This is a genomic window from Kibdelosporangium aridum (assembly GCF_900176515.1).
Lineage (GTDB): Bacteria > Actinomycetota > Actinomycetes > Mycobacteriales > Pseudonocardiaceae > Kibdelosporangium > Kibdelosporangium aridum.
In genome coordinates this window covers 462433-485439 of the sequence record NZ_FWXV01000011.1, presented here as the reverse complement: position 1 = coordinate 485439, position 23007 = coordinate 462433, and the positions used below count along the sequence as shown (strand labels likewise).

Below are 23007 nucleotides of genomic sequence, written 5' to 3'. Positions count from 1 at the left end.
TCAACTCCCGGTGGCCGGACCACCTTGTTCATCAGGGGTTGAGCAGGATGAATCAATCGAGGAAATGCTGAACCCGGCGGCCCGAGTGGGGCCGCCGGGCTTATTTACGATGGATAGGTTCAGCAGCTGCCGACGGCCCAGGCGTCACGGGTTTTCCAGCCGTCGACGTAGTACTCGATGTCGGTGATTCCCACAGGGACGCACTTTTCCTTGTCGGTGAACCAGATGTTCTCGACGATGATCTTGACCGGGCTTTCGCCACAGTGGTTGTACCAAGCACGACCGCCAGGCGTTTTGTACCCCTCAATGAATCCGCAGTCGTAGAAGGACTGAGTGCTGGCCGACGAATTTTCGGCCGCTCCCGCGCTCGGCGCGATAGCGATACACGCGAGCACGGCCCCGGCGGATGCGATAGCGAGTTTCTTCACGGGCCGGGACGTTACACCGAACGCGCAGAACGTGCGGCCGTTTGCGGGATTTTCATCAAGCAACCTGGGTAAAGCATGCACCCTTTCAATGGTGCCTGAAACCCGCTGCGGAATTGCTCGGGGGCTGCGGAGTTGCGGTATCGTTTGGTGGTGGTCTAGCCATCTGTGGTGGCAGGCTTTCTCATATTTGTGAAGCTGCTGGCGTGAGGCATCGCGCTGACCGGATGCCTCTCCGCACCGTCGATGGCGTTCTGGCTGACCCGGACTCCATCGCACCGGTCGTTGTGGATTCGCCGGTGGCAACCGTCACCCGCAAGGTCATCTCGCCAGTGCGGATCAGCGACACCGACTGACGTTCCAGGTTTCCCGGGCCGGGATCCGCTCGGTCCGGGAAACCCGAGGAGCAATGGCAGTTCGACGCAGTGTGTGGCGCCGAAGGCGGCCACCTGTAGCTGAACAGTGCTTGCCTACCGCGGCTCTCGCCCGGTGCGGCGCACGACGTCCTTGACGAAGTCCAGGGTGGGTCTGCCGGCCCGGAGCAGCACGGGCTCGGTGTTGAAGTTCCAGGCGAACATGCCAAGCCCGGTGAGCTCGGCGATCGACTGGTCGGTCAGCAGCGTCCGCATGTCCTGGTCGACGACCTGGCCTGGGGTGCTCTTGTTGCCGTACGCGGCCATCATGACCGGGCCGTACTCGCTGAGGATGCGGACGGTTCGCCGCACCTGCTCGACGTTGCCGTCCGGTTGCCTGGCCAGGACGGACTGGAAGTCCGATGCCCGCAGCACGTCGGCGAACTGCGCGAACATGGATCGACCGCCACTCGTTGCCGGGTGGTCGCTGTTGGACTGGTATCCGTCCCAGCCCAGCGCGACGCGCGCGTTGGGCGCCTCGTCCTGGATGATTTGCCGGACCTCGAGGTAACGATCCTTCAATGCCTTGTAGTAGACCGTGGTCTGGGGGTCGGCGGCGTACGCGCCATCGAAGCATGCGAACTTGTTGACCTCCTGGAACATCGTGACGTACAGGGGTGGGCCGTCGGCCTGGCCGGCGAAGATGCGCGCGAGGGTGCGCATGTGCCGGGGGAAGTCGGGGGACAGCGGGTGGGGTCGGCCGCAGCCGACGCCGTACTTGGTGTCGACTGGAACCTCGGGATCGTCGACCTCCCAGTCCGACACGATCACATGCAGCGCATAGCCCTGCGCGTAGGCGTTGGCCACCATGGTGTCGCGTGAGCCCGCCAGTTTCGACAGGTCGGTCGGCTTGTGGTAGTTGGTGGTGAGCATCCGGACAGGGGTGTCGCGCACCAGTTCGGATGCCAGCGCCGAGTTGATCTGGTCGCCTAGGCCGTACAGCAGCCTGGCCCCGCCAGCGGCCGACGGGACGGGCACCTGGCGGCGGGCCGACGTGTCCGGCGTCCCGGCCGTGTTGTTCGGCGTGCTCTGCGATCCGGACAATATGACGACGAAGGCGGCGACCAGCACCACGGTGACGCCGAGGCCGGTCGCCACAAGCGCGGGGCGGGAGTGCCACCATGCGCCGTGTCTCCCGAGGAGCTGTTCGGCCTTGGCCGCGGTGGGTCTGCGATCCGGGTCCGGGTCGGTCAACGCGGACAGGACGCCGGCAAGGCGTCCGTCCAGCCGCGGATGGCCCTCGACGGCCGCCGACAGCGCCGCGCCGAGCGAGTACAGGTCGGACGCCGATGTGGCGCCGTGGCCGTCGAGCACCTCAGGGGCCACGTAACCGGGAGTGCCGGCGTCCCGCGCGGTCCCGGTCAGTGTGACCTGCCCCCATGCCGCGATGCCGAGATCAGCCAGCTTCGCTACCCCGTCGTCGGTGACGAGGATGTTGGACGGCGTGACGTCCCGGTGCACCATGCCTTTGGCGTGCATGGCAGACAGCGCGGTCGCGATCTGCGCGCCGATACGGGCCACGAGGTTCGGCGCCATCGGGCCGTCGGCCCGGCAGATGTCGGCCAGACTGCGCGCGGGCAGGTATTCCATGACCAGCCACCGCTGGTCGCCCTCGACGACCACGTCGAAGACGACGATCACGTTGGGATGGTGCAGTCCCGCTCCGATCCGGGCCTCCCGGCGAGTCTCTTCGCCGTTGCCAGAGCTGGCTTGCTTGAGCGCCACCTCCCGGCGAAGCTCGAGATCGGTGGCTCGCCAGACCATTCCCATGCCGCCCGCTCCGACAGCATCCTCGAGCCGGTACCGGCCAGCGATGACGTCTCCGCTACGCACCGGTTCAGACTAGTGACTGTCCGCAGCATAAGTCACACTTGATCTAAGGGCGAACTTAATCGGGTAGCGGCTGACTGGTAGCGATGTTTCATCGCACCTCACTCCTCATTTCCCTCAAGGAGCGCGGCGCCGCCACCCCAGTGCTGGATCCGCGGCGGAGTCCCGAAACTGAACGCTCGCACCGCGGTCACCAGCGGATCCGCGGCCGGTTCGGCGGCGTGGCCACAGCATTCCGGCCGAGTCTGCGCCAACAGGGGCACTAGGAGCTCGTGTGGTTCTCGCTGGACGTCTTCGAGGCCGGGGCGGTGAATGGCTGGAACGTGAACTCCACCCGGGACTTGGTTATCCGCGTGGTGATCAGCCCGGCTGGGTCGGTGTCGTGCAGCCGGGCGAGCAGTTCGGTCAGCGCCTCGGCCGCGCCGAGGGGTTCGAAGCGGGTTTGGATCAAGGTTCGGTGCAGGGCGTTGACCTCCCACCCGGCTGTGCCGCCGCTGCCCACCGACACCGCCAGTGTGACGTCGACGAGCCAGTTCACCGATTTACCAGGCAGAGCTGGGGTTTGGTGGGCGGACACGCCGACGACCTGGTCGGCCCGGACAAGCCCATCGGTAAAAGTCTTCAACCACACCTTCGTCAGGCCCATGGCCCTCCCTCCTGCCAGGCGGATCACGTGATCCAAACTACCTGTGGAGCCGGCTTCCCGGTCGGAAACGATCGCCGCGGCGATCATCCCGACCAGCTCCGGCTACTGCTGCCGCGCCGACTCTTCGGCCACGCGGGGATCGGACACCAGGGCAACTTCACCGGAGCGTCCTAGGATTCCAGGCCAGTCGTCTCCACTCCGGCACTGCGTTTGTGCCGCCGCGCACTGCCCGATCTCCGGGAATCTTCCTGGGAGGAAAGGAACCTCATGGCAGTCACTCACACCGTGCCGCCCGTCCCGTTCGAACTCACCGCGTCGCACGACTCGTCCTGGACCATCAACCCCGACGGAAGCGTGTCCACCGTGGCACTGCCGCACAGTGACATCTTCGTCGACCCGGCCAAAGGTACGACCGCCAACGCCGAAAGCATGCTCAACGCCGCGACCCTGCTCGGCACTCCGCCTCCGGGCGACTTCCAGTTCAGCGCTCGCATCACCGTCGACTTCGCTTCCACCTTCGACGCAGGCGTTCTGCTGCTGTGGTTCGACGAGCGCCACTGGGCAAAACTCTGCTTCGAGTTTTCCCCTTCCGGCGACCCCATGGTCGTCTCCGTCGTCAACCGCGATGTGGCCGACGACGCCAACGCTTTCGTCGTCGACGGCAACGCCGTCTGGCTGCGCGTCTCACGCATCGCCCACACCTACGCCTACCACGCCTCACTCGATGGCCAGACCTGGCAAATGATTCGGTATTTCGTACTCGGCAACCCGTCCGACGCTGCCGCAATCGGATTCGAGGCACAGTCCCCGACCGGTGACGGGTGCGCCGTCACCTTCCATGATGTGAGCTTCGTTCAGGAGACACTGCCGGGCCTACGCGACGGCTCTTGAGCTTCGAAGCGATTGCCGCCTTCTGCCGCTGGTCGAAGACCGGGCGGCGCGTGCGGTCCGCGCCGCCTGGTGAGGATTTCGCTACATTCACGCCATGGGCGACCTCACGCCGATGTCCTCAGCGCGACCGGTGCCTATCCTTGTTACCCACCGTATGTCTCCCAACGCGCCACGGCCCGCATTTCGGATCGACAACCTCGTATTCAGCGACGAGCCGAATCATCACCATCACACCGGGCCGAGGCGCTACTTCTGGCTATTGGACGTGGGCACGCAACTGGTCTACGAACCCTTCGGCTGGACCGGCGAATGGTACGTCGATCTTGTCGGCATCACCTCGAAACGCGATGCCGGCACGGAGAACCTGGTCATCACCGACATGTACCTCGACATCATCGTGGAGGGGATGGGACCGGGCTACCGGATCATCGACCTCGACGAATTCGGCACCGCGACGAGAACCGGCGCGATCTCCGTCGAGACAGCGGCCGACGTGATGACCCGGGCGCAACGATTCCTCGACACGTACCTCCATCGGGGCAAGGTGTTCCCACCCGCCCACGTCAGCCGTTGGTTCTCTGCAGATCACGACTATCCAGGCGTGGGTTGAAGATCGTGAGCGCGCCCGGCTCGGTCACAACAGTTTGTCCTGAGTGAACGGCACGTCGCGCAGTCGACGGCCGGTGGCGTGGAAGATCGCGTTGCTGATCGCGGCGGGTACGCCGGTTCCCGGCGTTTCGCCGAAGCCGCGGGCGCCGAGTGCGGTGCTGTCCGGGGCCGGGCGGTCCACGAAGAACGTCTCCACCGAGGGCGTGTCGGCGCAGACCGGCACCAGGTAGGTGGACAGGTTCGGGTTGACCACTCGCGCGGTGTTGCGGTCCACCACTGTGTGCTCCATCAACGCGAAGCCGATGCCCCAGGTCACGCCGCCGATCACCTGCCCGTGCGCGGTTCGGTGGTTGAGTACCCGACCCGGGTCGTAGGCGGCGACCACCCGGCTCACCCGCACCGCGCCAAACCTCGGCTTGACCCGGACCTCGACGAACACCGCGCCGAACGAGTGTCCCGGCGTGTTCTGTGCGCTGCCGGTCACCTCGACGGGACGACCGTGGCGGGACATGACGCCGCTGTAGGTGTCCCTGCGGCCACGGTCGCCGCGAGCGAAGAGGTATCCGCGTTCGGCCACGACGTCCTCCGCCGGCACGCCGTGGAGCGGGGAACGCGGGTCGGCGACGGCGAGCGCGACCACTGCGTCGCGTGCGCTCTGTGCCGCGTGGGACACCGGGCCGATCACGCTGGGCATCGTGGCCGACGCCGCGGACAAGGACGCCGCGGGATACGTCGTGTCGCCGAGCAGCGTCGTGACGTGCTCGAGCGGCATGCCGAGCCCGTCGGCGACGACCTGCGTGATCACCGTGTAGGTGCCGGTGCCGATCTCCTGGGTGGCAGCCCGCAGGGTTGCCCGCCCGTCCACACCGATGACCAGTGCGACGGTGGACGGGATCGCGGAGTAGGTGTGCGTCTCGGTGGCCATGCCCCAGCCGACGTACTCGTCACCGTCCCGCATGGACTGTGGTCGGGGGTTACGGCGCGCCCAGCCGAACGCCCTGGCCGCGATCCGGTAGCACTCCAGCAGGTGCTTGCTCGAGTTCGGGCCCGCCGTCGCGTGGTTGCGTACCCGAAGCTCAACCGGATCGATGCCGACTTCGTGGGCCAGCTCGTCCATCGCGGTCTCAAGTCCGAAGTGGGCGGTCGTTTCCGGTGAGCGCATGTAGCTCGACGACGGCAGATCCAGTCGTGCACCCATTTGTCGCACGTGGACGTTCGGGCAGGCGTAGAGGTGGAGCGTGGAATCGCTGGAGTTGAAGATGCTTTCCTCGGTGCGGGTCAGCTGTGCGGTGCTGGTGTCGACGATGGCGGTCAGCACGCCCTGCCTGGTGGCGCCGAGCCGAAGCCTTCTGCGGTATTCGGCGCGGTGACCGTTCATGGTGTACATCTGCGCCCGGGTCAGCACGAGCTTGACCGGCCGGCCGATCACCCGCGCGGCCGCCGCGTTGATCAGCGTGTGGGGCCAGGTGGGGCCCTTGGCGCCGAAACCACCGCCCAGGTAGGGCGAGACGATCCGGACGTCCTGCTGCCGCACGCCGAACCCCTCGAACGCCTTCGCCACGACCCCGCGAGCGAAGACGACACCTTGCGCGCTCTCGTACAGCGTCAGGGAGTTCCCGTCCCATACGGCGGTTGTGGTGTGCGGTTCGATCGGGTTGTGGTGCATCATCGGGCTGGTGTAGTCCTGCTCGATCCGCACCTCGGCAGCTTCGAGCGCCGCGGCGGCGTCACCGCGCGAGATTTCGTTGGGCCGCTCGCGGAACGGGCGCGGCAGGAACGCCTCGTCGAGCGCGTCGGCGAGGTGCGCGGTCGGCCGTTCGGCGCGGTAGCGCACCCGCACCAGGTTCGCCGCTTCCTGCGCCTGCTCCACGGTCTCGGCCACCACGTAGGCGACTGGCTGCCCGTTGTGGTGGATCCGGGTGTCCTGCAGCGGAAGGAAACTCTTGAGATACGGGAAGGACGGCAGTGTCAGGCGCGGCATGTTCAGGTGGGTGTAGACCGCGACGACACCGGGTTGTGCCAGCGCCGCGCTCGTGTCGAGCTCCGTGATCTCCCCGCGGGCCACTGTGCTGAGCACCAGGTGGCCGTGCAGTACGCCGGGGACCGCGTTGTCCGCGGCGTAGCGGGCCGCGCCGGTGACTTTCGCCCGGCCGTCCACCCGTGCCACGCCCCTGCCGATCAGCCCGGTCATCGGATGCCTCCCAACTCGCTGAGGATGCTCGCCAGCGCACGCTGCACGAGCTCGACTTTGAACCTGTTCTCCTCGTGCGGATCGGCGTCCCGGACCAGGACGCGGCCCGCCTCGGTGATCGCCGCCTCGGTCAGTGGTCTGCCGCGTAGCGCCGCCTCGACCCTGGTGTCCCGCCAGGGACGCGTGCCGACGCCGCCGAACGCCAGCCGCACGTCCCGCACGGTGCGGCCGGTCATCCGCAACGCCGCCGCCACCGACACGACGGCGAACTCGAAAGTGGCCCGGTCACGCAGCTTCAGGTAGCGCGAGTCAGCGGCGAGGGAGGTGCGCGGAACATCCACCCGGGTGATCAGCTCGCCCGGACGCAACGCGGTCTCCCGGTCGGGAGTGGCCCCAGGCAGCAGGTAGAAGTCGGCGATCGGGACGGCTCGATCGCCGCCCGGGCCGAGCAGGTGCACCGTCGCGTCCAGCGCGGTCAACGCCACCGCCAGGTCCGACGGGTGCGTAGCGATGCAGTGGTCGCTGCCGCCGAGGATCGCGTGTCCCCGGTTGTGCCCGGTGATCGCCGGGCACCCACTACCGGGGACACGCTTGTTGCACGCCGAGCCCGCGTCCCGGAAGTACCCGCACCTGGTGCGCTGCAACAGGTTTCCCCCGATCGCGGCCATGGTGCGGACCTGCGGGGACGCCGAGGCGAGCAGCGCCTGCGACAGCACCGGGAACTCCCGCCGCACCTGAGGGTGCTCGGCGACGTGGCGCATCCTGGCCAGCGCGCCGATGCGCAGCGCCTGACCGTCGACGGCGATCCCGGCGAGGTCGAGCCGGTTGACGTCCACCAGGTGGTCGTGGGTCTGCGCGCCGTCCCGCATCAGGTTCAGCAGGTCCGTACCGCCCGCCACGAACGTCGAGTTCGCCGTGCCGGCGGCGATCCGCACCGCGTCGGCCGGAGTCCTGGCGACCGTGTAGCCGAAGTTCCTCATCGCCGCACCTCCTTCGCGGCGTCGGCGACAGCGGCCACGATGTTCTGGTAGGCGGCACAGCGGCAGATGTTGCCGCTCATCCACTCGCGGATCTCCGCCTCGGAACCCGTGTGGCCCTCGTCGATACAGGCCACGGCGGACATGATCTGGCCAGGCGTGCAGGCGCCGCACTGGAACGCGTCGCGTCGGATGAAGGCCTCCTGCACCGGGTGCAACTCCTCGCCCCGGGCCAGCCCTTCGACCGTGGTGATCTCGGCGCCCTGCCGCATCACGGCCAAGGTCAGGCAGGACTTGATCCGGTCGCCGTCGACCAGGACCGTGCATGCGCCGCACTCGCCCCGGTCACAGCCCTTCTTGGTGCCGGTCAGGCCAAGCCGTTCCCGCAGCGCGTCGAGCAGCGTCACCCTCGGCTCGACGACAACCCGGCGCCGCTGCCCGTTGACCAGCAGGGTGATCTCCGCGGAGCCACTGCCCGGGTGCGCGGGTTCGGCCATGGCCGGGGCGGCGGACGTGAGGTGGGTGGCCGCGACGGTCCCGGCCGCGGCCGCTGCGGTGGATTTCAGGACGGTACGGCGAGTGTGCGCCGATCTCTCGTGTGTCACCGAAGTCTCCTGCCGTCTAAGTGGCTAGCGCCGTTACATGGCTCCCTATACCGTCGTTAGGTATATAACACCATTAAAGCGAAAAGCAAGGAGTCTTATATTGTTGCTATATGAGCGACACCCGGCAGGAGATCCTCGACGCCACCGCCGCACTGCTCGAGCGCGCTGGCGCGGAGCAGGTCTCGATCAGGGACGTGTGCCAGGCGGCCGGAGTCACCGCACCGACCGTCTACCACCACTTCGGTGACAAGAAGGACCTGCTCGAGGCCGTGGCGGCGGAGGGCTTCCGGCGTTATCTCAGCGCCAAGCACAGCCGCAAGCCCTCCGCGGACCCGCTCGCCGACCTGCACCGGGGCTGGACGGACCACGTCGGGTTCGGCCTTGAGCACCCGGCCTTCTACCGACTGATGTACGGCACGCCGAACGCCGAGCAACGACCATCGGCCCGCGAAGGTCACCGCGTCCTCGTCGGCATCCTCGACCGGCTGGCCGAGACAGGCCGACTCCGGTTGCCCCCGGAACAGGCCGCCACGATGATCCACACCGCCGCTGTCGGCACCACCCTCAGCCTGCTGTCCCTCTCGGAAGGTCCCCGGACCGAGGGATTGGCCGACCGGATGCGCGATGCCGTGTTCGGTGCCGTGCTCCGCCAGAACGAGCCGTCCGAAAACGACGGGGCCGCCGCGGCCGATCTGGCGCGCGCGTTACTAGCGACGCTGTCCGCGCGTCGCACGGAGGAGTTGACGCCGGGAGAACGCGGCATCCTGCTGGAACTGCTGCGGAAACTCGCCTCCTGAGCGGACGTGGTTTGGCGTTACGCCACCTGCACTTCTGCCCACATGGTCGTTCCGTCTGGGCGTGGTGTCTCTCCCCACTGAGTGCACAGGCGCTCGATCAACAGCAGTCGCACGGTCTCCGCTGCCCATTCCTGCACAACCGGCCTGACAACCGGCCAGGAAGCGCCGTCGTCCACCTCCACCCGCACGCAACCTGGTTCGGCGCGCAGCAGCCGTATTTCCCGAACACCACCACGATGGTTTTCGGCATGGCTTACCAACTGATCGCACAACAGCACCACGTCCACCTGGAGCAGCGGCATATCCGCGACATGCCAGGCCACCCACTGCCGTATTTCCCGCGGGTCCGCGCCCTCCTCGGAGATCGTCAGGCGCGCGAAAACCTCGTGTCCCCCAGTGACTGCCACCTATCCTTCAGCGCCAACGGCTTCGTTTTTGTCACTCCGGCCAGATCCATGCTGGTCCGGTTATGCCTGGTGCACCTGGCTGCGCACCGACAGGTCCTCGATGCGGGCAGGCACGGCGATGTGATCGCCCTGGGCCTGGTCGCAGTGCAGCTGTCGCAGGATGTCAAGCTGGGCCGCGGTTTCGACGCCGTCGGCGATGACGGTCAGCCCGGCCGTGTGTGCCATGGCGACGATGCTGGTGATGATCGCCTCGGCTCGGGGCGATTGGCCGAGTCCGGCGATGACGCTCCGGTCGATCTTGAGAGTGTCCAATGGCAGCCGCAGCAGTTGGGACAGCGAGGAGTATCCCGTCCCGAAGTGATCGATGGCCAGGCGGACGCCGAGGTCACGAAGCTGCGCGATGGTACGGGCGGCGACCGCGGGATCGCGTGCGAAGGCGCTTTCCGGGATCTCCAGACAGAGCGCCGTCGGCGGCAACCAAGTGACGGCCAGCGTGTGGCCGACCTGGGTGGCGAGGTGAGGGTCCTCGAGCTGGCGGGCCGACAGGTTCATCGCGAGGTGCAGATCCGGATACTGCCTGGCACGCAACCGGACGATCTGCTCGGCCGAAGCGCGCAGGATGTGCCCGCCGACGAAGTTGATCAGACCGCTTTCCTCGGCCAGCGGGATGAATTCGGTCGGCGCGATGGCGCCGAAGCTCGGGTGTGCCCATCGGGGCAGGCCCTCCACGGCTCTGGCCCGATTGCCGCCGAGATCGAAGATGGGCTGGTAAGCCAGCCAGAACTGGCCGTCGCGCGGGGCGGTCTTGAGGTCTTGTTCCAGCCGGCTTCGGCGCCGGGAGCGTTCCCGCAGTTCGACGTCGAAGAAGGCAGGGCCGTTGCCTTGGGTCTTGGCGTGGTACATCGCGAGGTCGGCGTCGCGCAGGAGTTCCTCGCCTGCCCGCGGATCCGCTGGGTCGGCGATCATGATGCCGATGCTCGCGCCGATGCACAGCTGCCGACCGCTGATCGTGATCGGCTGGCTCAGCGTCTGGCGGATCTGCCCGGCCAGCACGGCAGCCTGGTCAGGCGCGGTGATGCCGTGCACGATGACAGCGAACTCGTCGCCGCCCAGCCTGCTGACCAGGTCTCCGCCGGTGACCAGCCGGCCAAGGCGATCGCCGATGACCCTGAGCACCTGGTCACCCACACTGTGCCCGAGCGAGTCATTGATGACCTTGAATTTGTCCAGATCGACGAACAGCACCGCGGTCGCGGGCGCATGGTCGCGCCGCGTCGCAGGACTGAGCAGCTTGATCGCCATCGTTCGGTTGGCCAGCCCGGTCAGTGCGTCGTGAGTCGCCTCGTATTCCCTGCGCTCGTCGATCATCCTGCGTTCGGTGATGTCGATGAACGAGAGGACGACGGCCGAGGGGCGCTTGCCGTTCAGCGCGCGGCAATTCACCGACAGCCACATCTCGGCACCGTCCTGCCGGCGTATCGAGATGATCTGCCCGTTGCAAGGATGGCCGGTACGGCTCGTGCGAGCAAAAGGAGAGTCCTCGTACGCCACGCGGGTGCCGTCTTGGTCGTAGAGCTCGGTCGCGGTCAGCGGCATACCGACGAGGTGGCGTGCCTGGACACCGAGGATGCGCTCCGCCGCCGGGTTGGCCGACTCGATCGTCCCACTTGCTCCCACCACGATGACGCCTTCCTCGATCGCGGCGACAACTGCGGTGAAGTGTTGCTCGGCGGGTTCGTCCGGGCGGTCGGTCTGCGGCGGGGAAGGACACGGCATGAACCCGTGGTCGGCCCACTGCTGGTAGTCCATCCAGCCACCGAAGGACAACGGCCGGAGCAAAGCGTTCGACAGGTCGCGTTTTCGCGACTTCCGGGTGGCCATAACCATTCCATTGGCTCAGCGCGCTCGGTGGCTGGCGGCACGTCGCACCGCGCCGCCTTGTTCGATGGCCGAATCGTTGCCACGGCCGAACTTCAGCAACAGCGCCGCGAAAAGGAATGATACGCAGGCCGCGGCGACGACGCCACCGACCACCCCGACGTAGCCTCCCTTCGGCGTCACCGCCAACAACGCGATGATGCTGCCGGGCGAGGGAGTCGCGGTGAGCCCGGCGCCGGTCAGGCTGAACACGAGCACACCTGTCGCGCCGCCCGCGATCGCCGCGACAACCAGTCGCGGCGCCGCGAGCACATACGGGAAGTAGATCTCATGGATGCCGCCGAAAAAGTGGATCACGACAGCGGCCGGGGCCGTCGCCCGCATCGCCTGCCCCCCGAACACCAGGCAAGCCAGGAGGATCCCGAGTCCGGGGCCCGGATTCGTCTCGAGGAGAAAGTGGATCGCCTTGCCGTTCTCGGCCGCGTCGGTGACCCCGAGCGGCGCGAGTACTCCGTGGTTGATCGCGTTGTTCAAAAACAGGATCTTGGCCGGCTCGATGAGCAGCGAAACGAGTGGCAGCAAGTTCGTCGCGAGTAACGCCCGCACGCCGTCGCCGAGCGTGGTGGTGGCGGCCTCGACAGCCGGGCCGATGGCCAGCATGCCGAAAATCGCGACAGCACCACCGATGATGCCGGCACTGAAGTTGTCGACGAGCATTTTGAAGCCCGGCGGGACGCGGTCTCCGACGGTGTTGTCGAACAGCTTGACCAGCAACGCGGCGAACGGGCCGACGATCATCGCGCCGAGGAACATCGGAATCTCCGCACCGACCACGATCCCCATCGTGGCGACTGCGCCGACCACCGCACCGCGGGGACCGTGCACCAGCCGTCCGCCGGTGTACCCGATCAGGACCGGCAACAGGATCTTGATCATCGGCTCGACGATCTCGGCGATCCTGGCGTTCGGCAGCCAGCCGCCAGGGACGAACAGCGCGGTGATCAATCCCCAGGCGATGAACGCCCCGATATTGGGCATGACCATTCCCGCGAGGCTGCCGCCGATCCGCTGAATGGATGCTCGGATGTTTCGCTCACGTGGCCGAACTTCGCCGGTCATCGAAGCCTTCCAGGTGCGGGCGGGTGAAGCTGCGGTGATCGTTCAGCCGCCTACCGATTCCGTCAACCAGCCCATCCCCATGTTCACCCGATCGAACTACTGACAGTCTGTTGCTGACGATCCGTCACGAGCCAGCCGATCAGTGGCAAGATCTTCACGGTTGACGCCCTCCACCGGGAAATCCCCGGCGGCGAAGCACACACGTATGTGGCGACCGAGCGTTGGATCACTTACGCGCCAACGGAAAATGGATCACCATCATCGAGGCCAACGTGTTCCGCTCCGCACACAGTGGACAGGCATCCTCTGTGGACTCGAAGTTCATAACGAATGCGGTGCGGCTGACGACATACCGGTCACGGGGACAGGGGACACCCCATCCGGGAGGGCACCATGCGCCCGACACGGTCCGCGACGGTTGTGCTTGCCACCCTCGCGCTCACGGTCATGTCATCACCCGCGTTAGCCACGCCGCCAGAAGCGGCGCTGGAGATGTACACAGTGGAAGGGGCGGCCGACAAGATCTCGGCAGCCGCTCCGGGACTTGAACTCGCTGGGCTCCAGCGAACTGCTGAGGGCGTGCGGGCCGATGCCGTACTGGCCGAGCCGCAGCGCGCCAAGCTGGCTGCGGCCGGGCTGCGGGTCACGGTCAAGCGCAACGACAAGGGCCAGACCGTCAGCCAGCAGGCGGCTGCCCAGGCAGCCGCCGGCTACCAGGTCTGGCGCTCCTGGGACCAGCCCGGCGGCATCAGGGACGAACTGGCCGACGTCGCGCGCCGCAATCCCCAGATCGTCAAGCTGGTCACGCTCGGACGGTCGCATCAGGGCCGCGACATCATCGCGCTCAAGCTCACCCAGGGTGCACGCGACGTGCCAGACGGCTCGCGCCCCGCGGTGCTCTACTCCTCACTGCAGCACGCCCGCGAGTGGATCAGCGCTGAGGTGAACCGCCGGCTGCTGCGGCACTTCGTCGACCAGTGGCGTGCCAACAACCAAGAGATCAAGGATCTGCTGAAGAGCACCGAACTGTGGTTCGTCGTGGTCGCGAACCCCGACGGCTACCAGTACACGTTCGACCACGAGCGGCTATGGCGCAAGAACCTGCGCGACAACAACGGCGACGGACAGATCACCGTCGGGGACGGCGTCGACCCCAACCGCAACTTCAACGAACACTGGGGCCACGACAACGAGGGATCCTCACCGATTCCGGCCGAGGAGACATACCGGGGTCCTGGTCCCGCGTCGGAGCCGGAGACCCGCGCCATGGCGGGCCTGATCGACCGGGTGAAGCCGAGGTTCCAGTCGAACCTGCACTCCTACGGTCAGTGGCTGCTGTACCCGCAAGGCTGGCAGACCGGCACCCCGGACGCCGACAACCCGCTCTACGTCGCCCTCGGCGGTACCGACGCTAAGCCGGCGATCCCCGGCTTCAACCCGGGCCAGTCGGCCGACACGCTGTACGTGACGAATGGCGAGACGACCGACTACGCCGACACGAAGGCGGGCACCATCGCGTACACGCCGGAACTCGGCGAGGGCGTTCCCGGCGCGGGCTTCGTGTTCCCCGACGACGAGGCGCTCATCCAGGCCGAGTTCGCCAAGATCCTTCCGTTCCACTTGGGACTGGCGCGGTCGGCGACGAACCCAGCCAACCCGGTGTCCCCGGTCGGCATTGGTGTCGCGCCGTTCTACCTCGACCAGGACGACATCGACCCGCAGAACGGCCAGCAGTCGGTGTTCGACTTCCGCTTCACGGTCTCCTACGGCGATCCGCAGGAAGTGCGCGTGCTCGCGAAGCGCGACCTGGGCGCCGTCACGCTGAAATACCAAGTCAACGGCGGGCCAGTGCAGTCCAAACCGACCTCGGAGTGGACTGGCGGCAAGCGCTACGGCCCCGGCAATGGCAAGTACTACCACGTGATGCGCGGGGAGGTGACCGGTACGGCGCCGGGTAACAGCGTCAAGGTCTGGTTCGAGGGCGGTGGCCAGAGCAGTGACTCGTTCACCTACTCGGTGGCCTCTGACACCAATCGGCGCGTGCTGATCGTGGCGGCCGAGGACTACACCGGTGCATCGCCTGGGAAGCCGGGAGTGACAGCACCGCAGTACTTGTCCTTCTACGCCGATGCTTTGTCAGCGAACGGTGTCGCGTTCGACGTTTACGACGTGGACGCGCGTGGCCGCGTCGCGCCGGACAACCTCGGCGTGCTCAGCCATTACGACGCCGTGGTCTGGTACACGGGTGACGACACGGTGACCCGTGAACTGGGATGGGGTCCCGGCAACGCATCCCGTCTGGCGATGCAGGAGTTGCTCGAAATGCGCGACTTCGTCAACGAGGGCGGGCGCGTGCTCTACACCGGCCAACGTGCCGGTCAGCAGTACACAACCGCGCTGGGCACGCAGTTGTACGACCCGTTCGAGAACAAGCAGTGCAGTTCTGATCCTGCCGTGGAGGCCCGGTGCCTGGCCCTGTCCGGTTCCGGCAACTCGCAGGGCGACCCGATCGAGTACTTCTTCGGTGCCGCGATCACCACCCCGGGTGGCGGTCTTGACCCGAACACCGGGGATCTGTTCCCGATCTCCGGCATCGCCGATCCGTTGAGCGGACTGAGCTTGACTCGCAACGGCGCCGACAGCGCCGACAACCAAGCGATCGACTCGTCGTTCATCGCCACCGGCGACTTCCTGAAAGTCACCGATCCCGCCGGTAACTTCCCGCACCTGGCCAGCAAGCCGATGGCAGAGTACTTGAGCGGGGTGGCGGGTCCGTTCGACCCGCGTACCGGGCAGAGGTTCATGTGGTCGGACCGGGCCGACCAGGCGTACAAACGCCTGGCCCGTACGGTCACCGTGCCTGCGGACGGCGCCTCGCTGTCGTTCTGGACGAGCTACAACCTCGAACTCGACTTCGACTACATGATCGTCGAGGCACACACGGTCGGCCAGGACAACTGGACGACTCTGCCGGACCGGAACGGGCACACCTCGTCGGATCTGAGCAATGACCAGTCCTGCACGAACGGCTGGAGCAACCCCGCCGACACGGCCAATGTGCTGCACCCGTTCCTCACGCACTACCAGACCTTCGATCCGGCCACCGGCACGTGCGCCAACACCGGCACGACCGGACAGTGGAACGCGGCCAACGGCAGTTCGTCGGGCTGGCAGCAGTGGGACGTCGACCTCACGCCGTTCGCCGGCCAGCAGGTCGAAGTCTCGATCACTGTGTTGAGCGACTGGGGTCTGCAGCAGTTCCCTGGCGTCTTCGTCGACGACATCGTCCTGTCCACCGGGGAGGGCAGCACCTCATTCGAGGATGACGCCGATCCGATGGACGGATGGGTCGTCGCCGGGGCACCGCAGGACCCAGCCGGGATCGAGGGAGCCAACGCCAATGACTGGGTCCGCCGTGCGGGCTTCGGTATCAAGGAAGGAGCGGCGCTGGCCACCGCGGACACCGTCTACCTCGGCTTCGGTTTCGAGGGTGTCTCCGGCAGTGCGACCCGCAACGACATGATGGACCGTTTGATCGACTATCTGCTGAGGTAGCAGGTCGGCCGCTGACGGCTCGGACCACCGAGGTCCGAGCCGTCGCGGCGGCTGATGTGCTGGACTGGTGCGTGGTCCTCTGTGGACAATCAGGACACGGTTTGCCGCCGTGCGATGGTCCACGGCCAGGTCATCAACGCCCACACGACAAGCACAAGCGCCGCCACCGGTATCAGATACCACGGCCAAGGACCGAGCACGTCCAACAGCGAACCGGTCACAGGCTTGCGATTGAGGTACCCGTAGTTGCCGTCCACAAGGAGGTTCACGACCTGGGCGACAACAGCCCAGCACACCGTGATCGCGACGGCCAGGCGGTAACTGTGCCAGTCGGGGCGCATTCGAAGACCCCACGTGAGATAGACCGCCACCCACCCCACGAAAAGGTGGCTCACCCAGAACGCGACAAACTCCCAGTCCGGGAAGTCCGGTCCCCGCAACACCGGCGTGACCAGAGCCTGGGTGTTCAAGGTCAGGCCCCAGTAGTACGCCAGTGAGACGGCCCACCGCCGAGAAGTCCAGAGCGCATACGCCGCGACCGGCCCGGCCAGGTCGGAGAGCTGGAGCGGCAACGAATGCGTGAGATTCCAGCGCGGCGGAATCATCAGGTAGACCTGCGCTGCGACGTGCACCAGCAGCACCGCGGCGGCGAGCCCTTGTGCCACGCGCCGCACGATCACCGTGCCACCCCACCGTCGTCCCACCACTACCAAGGCAACGGATCCCAGTGCGAACAACACCAGCACGACCCAGTGCGACGCACCGTACGCGGTGAACTCCCGGCCTGCTGACACCGTACAAGGTTGCCCGAAATGTCCTGAAACTATGCGAACGAATCGCGGACACCCGAACCGTGGGCCTGCCGTCCGTTTCGGACGGGACGAAAGGCGTCCCGTCCGTCTACAACGGACAGCTACCGTGGTGTGTGGGTCCGGTTCGCTTCAGCAGCCGGGTGGCGAGAACCTCGGTCGCGACGTTGCGGCCGATGGCAAGACCTGCCTGGTTGCTGAATTCGAAGTGCTGTCCACCGAACACCCGCGACCGGCCCGCCTCGGCGGCGGCCGCGGAGAAACTCGGGTAGGTGCGCGCCTGGCCGCCGGGTGCGGTGTCCGTGGTGTGCGTGAAGCGAATGTTGTCCACGCAGAAGAACCCGGCGAGTACGGCTGCCGCCGCGCCGCTGTAAGAGCTGTGTCCGGACGGATATTCCGGTGTTCCGCCTGTGCTGCCTGCCCGCGGAGCCCAGTTCGGGTTCGGCTGCGTCCACGGGTTTCCGTCGGTTTCCGCCTCGCGGATCGCCGTGGCGGGACGCCAATGGCGGTAGTTGAACTTGGTGCCGACGGTGGGAACCGTGGTGTCAGCCAGCGTCATCGTCAACAAAGCCATGAGGCGCGCCGAAGTGGGCAACCGCAGGCCATGAGACACGGTCAGTGCGATCTTCACCCACTCGCCTGCGGGTTGGCCGGTGCCGGTCGGCACAGACCAGAACTGGAAGGTGGCGAGTTTGTCGGGGGCGGGTATCCCGGCGTCGCCGAGCAGCGCGACTTCGGCGAAAGCGGCGGCATAGTCCAGGCTGTCCAAGGCAGGTGGCGGACCCAGTATGTACACGTCGGGGTTGACGACGGCGAACGGACGAACGTCGCGGTACTGCACGCCGGACCACTCGGCTCGGAACACACCGGGGCCTGAGCCGGCGGGCTGGCTTTGCACTGGAGTTGAGCCGTCGTCGGCGCGGGAGGCCACCGCGCGTTGAGCGACCTCACGTCCCCAGCGCACTCCAGCGTCGCGCTGATGGCCGGGACGCAGACCGGCCAGATCAGCCTCCAGTTGCGTGTCGTAGCTGGCAGCTCGGGCGGGGTCCAACCGGACAAGGACGGCGTGTGCCGCGGCGACAACCGCGGCCTCGGGATCGGCGCCGCGCGGGCCAGGCCCAGGGATGAGCGCGTGGGCGCGTGCCGGGCTGGCGAGTCCGTTGACCGCGTCGTAGATGGCAACGTTGAGCAGCGCGTAGGTGCGGGCGGCGTCGGCGTCAGTGGCGCGGGTGGCGCGCACCGCGGCCAACGCGAACTCGTTCCACACTCGGACACTGTCCAGCTGTGGTTCGGCGTCCGCGGGCGCGGTCAACCCGGCTCCAGCCAAACCGAGCATCAGGGCCAGGACGATCTTCTTCACGGCCTCGCCTCCAGGACGCCGGAGAAATCGCAGTCTCGACGGTCCTATCGTGTCGTGGTTCCAGCAGTCCTGCGACGGCCACTCGAGGGTGACCTGGCTGGTACAAACGGCTGTCCGGACATGGAGCCAGGTCGCTTCGCTCGGCTACGTGCTGACGTCCGTTCCGGTGCCGCTTCGTCCGTAATTTTCGGAGACGATCGCAGTGTCGGTCAGCACGGTGCTCGTCACGACGCTTGTACAGGTCATGACGAGCGACGACATACACCAGTTACGTGGCAGGTTGGGTGTGGTTCGCGGTGAAGGTCAACAGGGGCACGGCTGTCCGCGGCGGATCCTCGATGTTGGGCGAGTGCCCCACACCGGGCAGCATTTCGATTGTCGCGTCGGGAACGGCGCGGTATTCGGCGGCGGCGCAGGGACGCCACCTGCGGTCTTCCTCACCGAAGATCACCAGAAGTGGCTTGCCGAGTGGCATCAGCCGTTCCGGGAGTCCCTGCTCCTCCAGGTACACGCGGATCGCTTGTGATGTCGCGGCGAACACGTGAAGGTCGATGTCGCGGAAGTGGTCCACGTATGGTTGGGGAATCTCGTAGCCTGGCCTGAACCCGGAGCTCATCATCTGGCGCAGCTGCTCGTCGGTCAGATGGGGCCACTGCAGGGGCTCGATGGCGATGTCCTCCGCGATGTAGGCGGCCATGTTGGGGCCGAAGTTGATGAACGCGAGCGCGGTCACCAAGTCGGGTCGTTGCTCGGCGAGGGCCGTGGCGAACGCCGAGCCGCTGGAATGACCGACAACGATGGCGTGCTCGATGCCGAGCCGGTCCAGTGCCGCGCCGATCTGGCGGGCCTGGTCCGGGAGCGCATAGCTCGCGTCGTCCGGTTTGGCTGACTGACCGCAGCCGAGCAGGTCGATCCGGATGACGTGATGGGATCCGGCCAGCAGCGGAACCATGGGGTCCCACCAGCGGAGCGACGCAGCGGTCCCGTGGATCAGCAGGAGTGCGGGGGCGTCGCGAGGTCCGTCCTGGCACACGTGGATCTCACTGCCGTCGAGAGACAGAGGCGATTCGTCGTTGGAAACAGTCATGGGTGGGACTGTCACCGCCAAGGCATGCCGGTGGCTTGTACGAATGTTCCGGTCGGCGGTGACGACTGGTCCCTGGGAGGTCGGAGGAGATGTCGGCGTTGCTGGCGCTTTACGCAGGCCGGCCGGTACTGAACTAAGCGGAACAGTTCGCAGACCTGACGTGATCCGCGAATTCACGTGCTCGACTTGATGAAGCTGCGGTACAACGGCCACGCGACAAGTGTGTGGTAGACGGCGCCCCCGACGAGGTAGGGCCACCACACCTCGCCGTCGCTCGCGGCCAGGAAGGCTTGGGCGGGCCAGTAGGTCGGCAGCAGCCCGAAGGCCAGGTGCCAATGCGAATCGATGAAGGCGGGCAACAGGGGCAGTCCGGCGACGACGATGCCCAGTGCGCGGATCGCGGCGATCCCTTCGACCTTGTTCTTGGTGACGGCCAGGATGGCCAGTGTGATCACCAACGCGGACAGGCCGGTCAACACGCCGATGGGGATCAGTGCGGGGATCAGACGGGCTGGGAGCAGACCGCTGGCGGTGATCGTGCCGATCACGTAGACCGTCGTGAGCAGCACAGCGATGATCGCCCGGTAGCCGATGTACTGGCTTAGGGACGCTGGGGTGATCCGCACGGCGGCGAGGGTGTTGGCGTCCCGCTCCTCGAGCACTATCAGGGCGGTGACGCCGCCGACGATGATCGCACTGGTGAGCAACAGAAAGCCGACGAGGATCAGCGGGTAGTGCGGCCTCAGGTCGACCTGGTAGTCCTCAGCCAGCAGGCGGGTGACCGGTGGCGTAGCGAACCGGACCATGGCGATCCACACCAGCGGTGCGAGGAACATGCCTGCCAGCAGAGTGTCGCGGCCGACGCCACGCAAGTCGTTGCGGCCGAATGCGGTGAACGCGTTGGCCATGTCAGGCTCCTCCGGTTTTGGCCACGAGGTACTTGTCGAACATCCGTTGGGCCAGCAGCCACATCCCGGCCGCGAACAGCACGGGGTAGGCGACGCTGTAGGCGAATTGCCAAGTGGTCAACGTTTTCTGGTCGAATGCCGCCCCGAGGACCATGAGCGGCCCTTGCGTCGGGATCAGGTAGAACCAGACCGCGTCCGACAGCCCCGAATAGTGGAAGATCGGCAGGTTGAACAGCGCGATCGGGAGCACCGATGGCATGAACCAGTCGCTGACCGAGGTGAACGGCAGTGCGCTGACGAAGCCAAGCAGGAGCATGAGTACGGTTCCCAGCGTGGCGCCGAGGACGAGCAACGGCAGGTTGTAGTGCACGCCGTGAGTTGTGGTCGCTACGAATACCGCGAGCACAACGGACAACGTGGTCAGCGTGAGCACTTTGGACGCGAGATATTCATGGAACCGCAGCGGTGTGGCGACCAGCGCATGCAGCGTGCGTTCGCCTTTCTCGAAGAAGACGGCGGCGGCGACGAAGAAGAAGCCGACGATCATCAGATCGCCGAGGATCACGTAGGGCTCTGCCGTTGAGCGCAGGTGGCCGGGCATGGGCAGCAGCAGGGCGAGCCACAGAATGCCGGAGAACACCGCGGCGTGCAGGAACTTGTAACGCCGCTGCAGGGTCATCTCCAACTTCAGCGTGACTGCCAGCCTGCTCATGTCAGGCTCCGGCCGGTGGCCTCGACGAACACGTCGTCCAGGCTCGCTTCCCGGCTGTGCAGGGTTTCCACGCGTTCGGTGCGGAGCACGGCGAGGAAATCGGGGTTGCCGGCCAGTCCGTTGAGCGGGAAGTCCTTGGAGATCAACGAGTCCGCTTCGTTGCGGTACTCGACGCGCACTTCGCGCTGGCTGCGGGCGACTTTCAGCTCGCGTGGTGAATCCAGTGCGGCGATGCGGCCGTCGACGACGAACGCGACGCGGTCGCACAGTTGGTCGGCAGTCGCCATGTCGTGTGTGGTCAGGAAGATGGTCTTGCCGCGTGCTTTCTCGCTCAGCACGATGTCTTTGACCTTGCGGGCGTTGACCGGATCGAGCCCGGACGTGGGCTCGTCGAGGAACAACAGGTCGGGGTCGTGCAGCAGGGCGCGGATGAACACCAGCCGCATCTGCATTCCCTTGGAGAACTTGCCGACGCGGGTGTTGGCGTCGTCCGCGAGCCCGACGGACTCGAGCAGGTCCATCGGGTCCAGTGTGGACTTGTCGTACAGGGAAGCGAAGAACTGAAGGTTTTCCAGTGCGGTGAGCTTCTGGTAGTGGTTGGGCAATTCGAAGGAGACGCCGACGCGTTGGTAGTAGTCCTGTCCCCAGGCGACCGGGTCCTTGCCCCAGATGGACACAGTACCGCCGTGGCCGGTCAGCAGGCCGATCAGGATCTTCTGGGTGGTCGACTTGCCCGCGCCGCTGGGGCCGAGGAAACCGAAGATCTCGCCCTTGCCGACGGCGAAGTCCATACCGCGCACCGCTGGTTCGGCGCTGCCGGGATAGGTGAAGGTGAGGTTGTCCACCTCGATGACGGTCATGATCCGACCATATCGAGTTTTCGCAGATTTGCGAAGATTCGATACTGTTAAGATCGCGTCAGGATCATGAAGGGGAGGGTGATGGGCGACTCGATGGAGGCAGCTGAGCGGCTCGCGCTGACGCTGACCACCGGCGGGATGCAGCGGATGACAGCGCGGGTGATGTGTGCCCTGCTGTTCGCCGAGCAGGAGACAGTGACCGCGGGCGAGCTGTCCGAATGGCTCACCATCAGTCCGGGAACGGTGTCCACGGCGATCAAGTCGCTGACGTCCGTCGGACTGATCGAGCGGGTGCCCGCACCGGGCAGCAGGCGCGAGCACTTTCGGTTCCGGCCAGGCGCGTGGGCGATCCTGATGTCGAGCCAGAACGAGGTCGTCAAGGTCATGCAGGAAGCCGCCAACGAAGGCATCGACGCCGTCGGCGAGGACAGCATCGCCGGGCAACGGCTGGCTGAGATGCGGGACTTCTACACGTATCTGATGAACGAACTGCCAGCGGTCATTGACCGATGGCATGCCCAGCGCGAGACCAGGTAGCCGACGCGGTCAGGGCGACAATTCGTGGCTGGCCGGGACGTTGGTCGGGACGCTGCGGCGAGCAGTTTCCCGTCGTCCGAGGCGGTGTTGCACACGGACTGAAAATCGTGTCCACAGTCGTCATAGGGAGTCGTCATGCCGATGATCGAGTTGACGGTGCCTGCCGGGGCGTTGCCCGAAGCGGAACGGACGGATGTGCAGCGTGAGTTGGCCGCCGTGGACGTCACGGTTCCCCAGGGCGCGCTCGCCAAGGGTGCCGCGGATGCGTGAGCTGACTTATGTCGCGCGGCGGACGGTGGAGTGGCGCGAGGTGCCTGATCCCGTCGTGCAGTCCGACGCGCTGCCGGAACGGCACCTCAAACCGGTATTCGTCCGCGACCAGGACCGGTGA

At 66.4% G+C, this 23007-nt stretch carries 24 protein-coding genes; 8 read left to right on the top strand and 16 right to left on the bottom strand.

Annotated elements, in window-relative coordinates; translation table 11 throughout:
• Positions 1 to 119: 119 nt before the first annotated feature.
• On the bottom strand, positions 120 to 428 hold the full coding sequence (locus tag B9C43_RS44930; RefSeq protein ID WP_084433448.1) for a DUF6355 family natural product biosynthesis protein: 309 nt from the start codon (positions 426 to 428) through the stop codon (positions 120 to 122).
• 203 nt (positions 429 to 631) lie between these two features.
• On the opposite strand from B9C43_RS44930, the gene B9C43_RS57140 reads away from it, so the two are divergent.
• Positions 632 to 781, top strand: coding sequence for a hypothetical protein (locus B9C43_RS57140; RefSeq protein WP_160097154.1), 150 nt, complete (start codon positions 632 to 634; stop codon positions 779 to 781).
• Between the two features lie 114 nt (positions 782 to 895).
• Here the strand turns inward: B9C43_RS57140 and B9C43_RS44925 are convergent, their stop codons facing one another.
• The 3 genes from B9C43_RS44925 to B9C43_RS44920 all read right to left on the bottom strand — a co-directional run bounded on the left by B9C43_RS44925 (position 896) and on the right by B9C43_RS44920 (position 3314).
• On the bottom strand, positions 896 to 2671 hold the full coding sequence (locus B9C43_RS44925; RefSeq protein WP_235039220.1) for a serine/threonine-protein kinase: 1776 nt from the start codon (positions 2669 to 2671) through the stop codon (positions 896 to 898).
• A 98-nt stretch (positions 2672 to 2769) separates the two neighbouring features.
• Complete coding sequence (locus B9C43_RS57135; RefSeq protein ID WP_235039219.1) at positions 2770 to 2922, bottom strand: hypothetical protein; 153 nt, start codon at positions 2920 to 2922, stop codon at positions 2770 to 2772.
• An 8-nt stretch (positions 2923 to 2930) separates the two neighbouring features.
• Entirely contained in the window at positions 2931 to 3314 is a 384-nt protein-coding gene (locus B9C43_RS44920; RefSeq protein WP_051895388.1) for a hypothetical protein, read from the bottom strand.
• Between the two features lie 267 nt (positions 3315 to 3581).
• On the opposite strand from B9C43_RS44920, the gene B9C43_RS44915 reads away from it, so the two are divergent.
• Entirely contained in the window at positions 3582 to 4205 is a 624-nt protein-coding gene (locus B9C43_RS44915; RefSeq protein WP_033383057.1) for a DUF1349 domain-containing protein, read from the top strand.
• 94 nt (positions 4206 to 4299) lie between these two features.
• Positions 4300 to 4815, top strand: a complete 516-nt coding sequence (locus B9C43_RS44910) for a DUF402 domain-containing protein (protein ID WP_143447046.1) — start codon at positions 4300 to 4302, stop codon at positions 4813 to 4815.
• A gap of 24 nt (positions 4816 to 4839) precedes the next feature.
• On the opposite strand, the gene B9C43_RS44905 is transcribed toward B9C43_RS44910, so the two are convergent.
• Genes B9C43_RS44905 through B9C43_RS44895 form a run of 3 tightly spaced genes read right to left on the bottom strand, consistent with a single transcriptional unit; the run spans position 4840 to position 8587 of the window.
• The gene (locus tag B9C43_RS44905) at positions 4840 to 7005 is read right to left on the bottom strand and encodes a xanthine dehydrogenase family protein molybdopterin-binding subunit (protein WP_033383055.1); all 2166 of its coding nucleotides are present in this window, start codon (positions 7003 to 7005) and stop codon (positions 4840 to 4842) included.
• The gene (locus B9C43_RS44900; protein WP_033383054.1) at positions 7002 to 7985 is read right to left on the bottom strand and encodes an FAD binding domain-containing protein; all 984 of its coding nucleotides are present in this window, start codon (positions 7983 to 7985) and stop codon (positions 7002 to 7004) included. The genes B9C43_RS44905 and B9C43_RS44900 overlap by 4 nt, the downstream gene beginning before the upstream one ends.
• Positions 7982 to 8587, bottom strand: a complete 606-nt coding sequence (locus B9C43_RS44895) for a (2Fe-2S)-binding protein (protein WP_327224796.1) — start codon at positions 8585 to 8587, stop codon at positions 7982 to 7984. Before B9C43_RS44895 ends, B9C43_RS44900 begins: the two co-directional genes overlap by 4 nt.
• A gap of 110 nt (positions 8588 to 8697) precedes the next feature.
• Between B9C43_RS44895 and B9C43_RS44890 the strand changes: the two genes are divergently transcribed.
• Positions 8698 to 9384 carry a TetR/AcrR family transcriptional regulator gene (locus B9C43_RS44890; protein ID WP_084433445.1) on the top strand — a complete coding sequence of 229 codons (687 nt, stop codon included), beginning with the start codon at positions 8698 to 8700 and terminating at the stop codon, positions 9382 to 9384.
• 17 nt (positions 9385 to 9401) lie between these two features.
• Here B9C43_RS44890 and B9C43_RS44885 read toward each other — a convergent pair whose 3' ends face one another.
• From B9C43_RS44885 to B9C43_RS44875, 3 genes are read right to left on the bottom strand one after another with little or no spacing between them, the layout of a single operon-like run.
• A complete protein-coding gene (locus B9C43_RS44885) occupies positions 9402 to 9791 on the bottom strand; it encodes an ATP-binding protein (protein WP_033383051.1) in 390 nt (129 codons plus the stop codon).
• A gap of 60 nt (positions 9792 to 9851) precedes the next feature.
• Positions 9852 to 11672, bottom strand: coding sequence for a putative bifunctional diguanylate cyclase/phosphodiesterase (locus B9C43_RS44880; RefSeq protein WP_160097150.1), 1821 nt, complete (start codon positions 11670 to 11672; stop codon positions 9852 to 9854).
• A 15-nt stretch (positions 11673 to 11687) separates the two neighbouring features.
• Entirely contained in the window at positions 11688 to 12788 is a 1101-nt protein-coding gene (locus B9C43_RS44875) for a PTS transporter subunit EIIC (RefSeq protein WP_084433443.1), read from the bottom strand.
• 393 nt (positions 12789 to 13181) lie between these two features.
• Here B9C43_RS44875 and B9C43_RS44870 point away from each other — a divergent pair, with 393 nt between their 5' ends.
• On the top strand, positions 13182 to 16343 hold the full coding sequence (locus B9C43_RS44870; protein WP_084433442.1) for a M14 family metallopeptidase: 3162 nt from the start codon (positions 13182 to 13184) through the stop codon (positions 16341 to 16343).
• Between the two features lie 89 nt (positions 16344 to 16432).
• Here the strand turns inward: B9C43_RS44870 and B9C43_RS44865 are convergent, their stop codons facing one another.
• From B9C43_RS44865 to B9C43_RS44840, 6 genes are all read right to left on the bottom strand, one after another.
• Complete coding sequence (locus B9C43_RS44865; protein ID WP_084433441.1) at positions 16433 to 17137, bottom strand: YwaF family protein; 705 nt, start codon at positions 17135 to 17137, stop codon at positions 16433 to 16435.
• Positions 17138 to 17243: 106 nt separating this feature from the next.
• Positions 17244 to 18512 carry a vanadium-dependent haloperoxidase gene (locus tag B9C43_RS44860; RefSeq protein ID WP_200825977.1) on the bottom strand — a complete coding sequence of 423 codons (1269 nt, stop codon included), beginning with the start codon at positions 18510 to 18512 and terminating at the stop codon, positions 17244 to 17246.
• 268 nt (positions 18513 to 18780) lie between these two features.
• Positions 18781 to 19599, bottom strand: coding sequence for an alpha/beta fold hydrolase (locus B9C43_RS44855; RefSeq protein WP_084433440.1), 819 nt, complete (start codon positions 19597 to 19599; stop codon positions 18781 to 18783).
• A 173-nt stretch (positions 19600 to 19772) separates the two neighbouring features.
• On the bottom strand, positions 19773 to 20507 hold the full coding sequence (locus B9C43_RS44850; RefSeq protein ID WP_084433439.1) for an ABC transporter permease: 735 nt from the start codon (positions 20505 to 20507) through the stop codon (positions 19773 to 19775).
• A 1-nt stretch (position 20508) separates the two neighbouring features.
• Positions 20509 to 21219 (bottom strand): fluoroquinolone export ABC transporter permease subunit, encoded by a 711-nt coding sequence (locus B9C43_RS44845; RefSeq protein WP_033383040.1) that lies wholly within the window; start codon positions 21217 to 21219, stop codon positions 20509 to 20511.
• On the bottom strand, positions 21216 to 22079 hold the full coding sequence (locus B9C43_RS44840; RefSeq protein WP_084433438.1) for an ABC transporter ATP-binding protein: 864 nt from the start codon (positions 22077 to 22079) through the stop codon (positions 21216 to 21218). The genes B9C43_RS44845 and B9C43_RS44840 overlap by 4 nt, the downstream gene beginning before the upstream one ends.
• A gap of 81 nt (positions 22080 to 22160) precedes the next feature.
• Between B9C43_RS44840 and B9C43_RS44835 the strand changes: the two genes are divergently transcribed.
• From B9C43_RS44835 to B9C43_RS59770, 3 genes are all read left to right on the top strand, one after another.
• Positions 22161 to 22616 (top strand): GbsR/MarR family transcriptional regulator, encoded by a 456-nt coding sequence (locus B9C43_RS44835; protein WP_033383038.1) that lies wholly within the window; start codon positions 22161 to 22163, stop codon positions 22614 to 22616.
• Between the two features lie 135 nt (positions 22617 to 22751).
• Positions 22752 to 22886, top strand: a complete 135-nt coding sequence (locus B9C43_RS59775; RefSeq protein ID WP_268811619.1) for a hypothetical protein — start codon at positions 22752 to 22754, stop codon at positions 22884 to 22886.
• Positions 22879 to 23007: a hypothetical protein gene (locus B9C43_RS59770; protein WP_268811618.1), complete on the top strand. Its 129-nt coding sequence runs from the start codon at positions 22879 to 22881 to the stop codon at positions 23005 to 23007. Before B9C43_RS59775 ends, B9C43_RS59770 begins: the two co-directional genes overlap by 8 nt.

Coding starts and splice junctions, on each gene's coding strand:
- B9C43_RS44920 (WP_051895388.1), bottom strand. CDS start 3,314: ATGGGCCTGACGAAGGTGTGGTTGAAGACTTTTACCGATGGGCTTGTC.
- B9C43_RS44915 (WP_033383057.1), top strand. CDS start 3,582: ATGGCAGTCACTCACACCGTGCCGCCCGTCCCGTTCGAACTCACCGCG.
- B9C43_RS44910 (WP_143447046.1), top strand. CDS start 4,300: ATGGGCGACCTCACGCCGATGTCCTCAGCGCGACCGGTGCCTATCCTT.
- B9C43_RS44905 (WP_033383055.1), bottom strand. CDS start 7,005: ATGACCGGGCTGATCGGCAGGGGCGTGGCACGGGTGGACGGCCGGGCG.
- B9C43_RS44900 (WP_033383054.1), bottom strand. CDS start 7,985: ATGAGGAACTTCGGCTACACGGTCGCCAGGACTCCGGCCGACGCGGTG.
- B9C43_RS44890 (WP_084433445.1), top strand. CDS start 8,698: ATGAGCGACACCCGGCAGGAGATCCTCGACGCCACCGCCGCACTGCTC.
- B9C43_RS44880 (WP_160097150.1), bottom strand. CDS start 11,672: ATGGCCACCCGGAAGTCGCGAAAACGCGACCTGTCGAACGCTTTGCTC.
- B9C43_RS44875 (WP_084433443.1), bottom strand. CDS start 12,788: ATGACCGGCGAAGTTCGGCCACGTGAGCGAAACATCCGAGCATCCATT.
- B9C43_RS44870 (WP_084433442.1), top strand. CDS start 13,182: ATGCGCCCGACACGGTCCGCGACGGTTGTGCTTGCCACCCTCGCGCTC.
- B9C43_RS44855 (WP_084433440.1), bottom strand. CDS start 19,599: ATGACTGTTTCCAACGACGAATCGCCTCTGTCTCTCGACGGCAGTGAG.
- B9C43_RS44850 (WP_084433439.1), bottom strand. CDS start 20,507: ATGGCCAACGCGTTCACCGCATTCGGCCGCAACGACTTGCGTGGCGTC.
- B9C43_RS44845 (WP_033383040.1), bottom strand. CDS start 21,219: ATGAGCAGGCTGGCAGTCACGCTGAAGTTGGAGATGACCCTGCAGCGG.
- B9C43_RS44840 (WP_084433438.1), bottom strand. CDS start 22,079: ATGACCGTCATCGAGGTGGACAACCTCACCTTCACCTATCCCGGCAGC.
- B9C43_RS44835 (WP_033383038.1), top strand. CDS start 22,161: ATGGGCGACTCGATGGAGGCAGCTGAGCGGCTCGCGCTGACGCTGACC.
- B9C43_RS59775 (WP_268811619.1), top strand. CDS start 22,752: ATGCCGATGATCGAGTTGACGGTGCCTGCCGGGGCGTTGCCCGAAGCG.
- B9C43_RS59770 (WP_268811618.1), top strand. CDS start 22,879: ATGCGTGAGCTGACTTATGTCGCGCGGCGGACGGTGGAGTGGCGCGAG.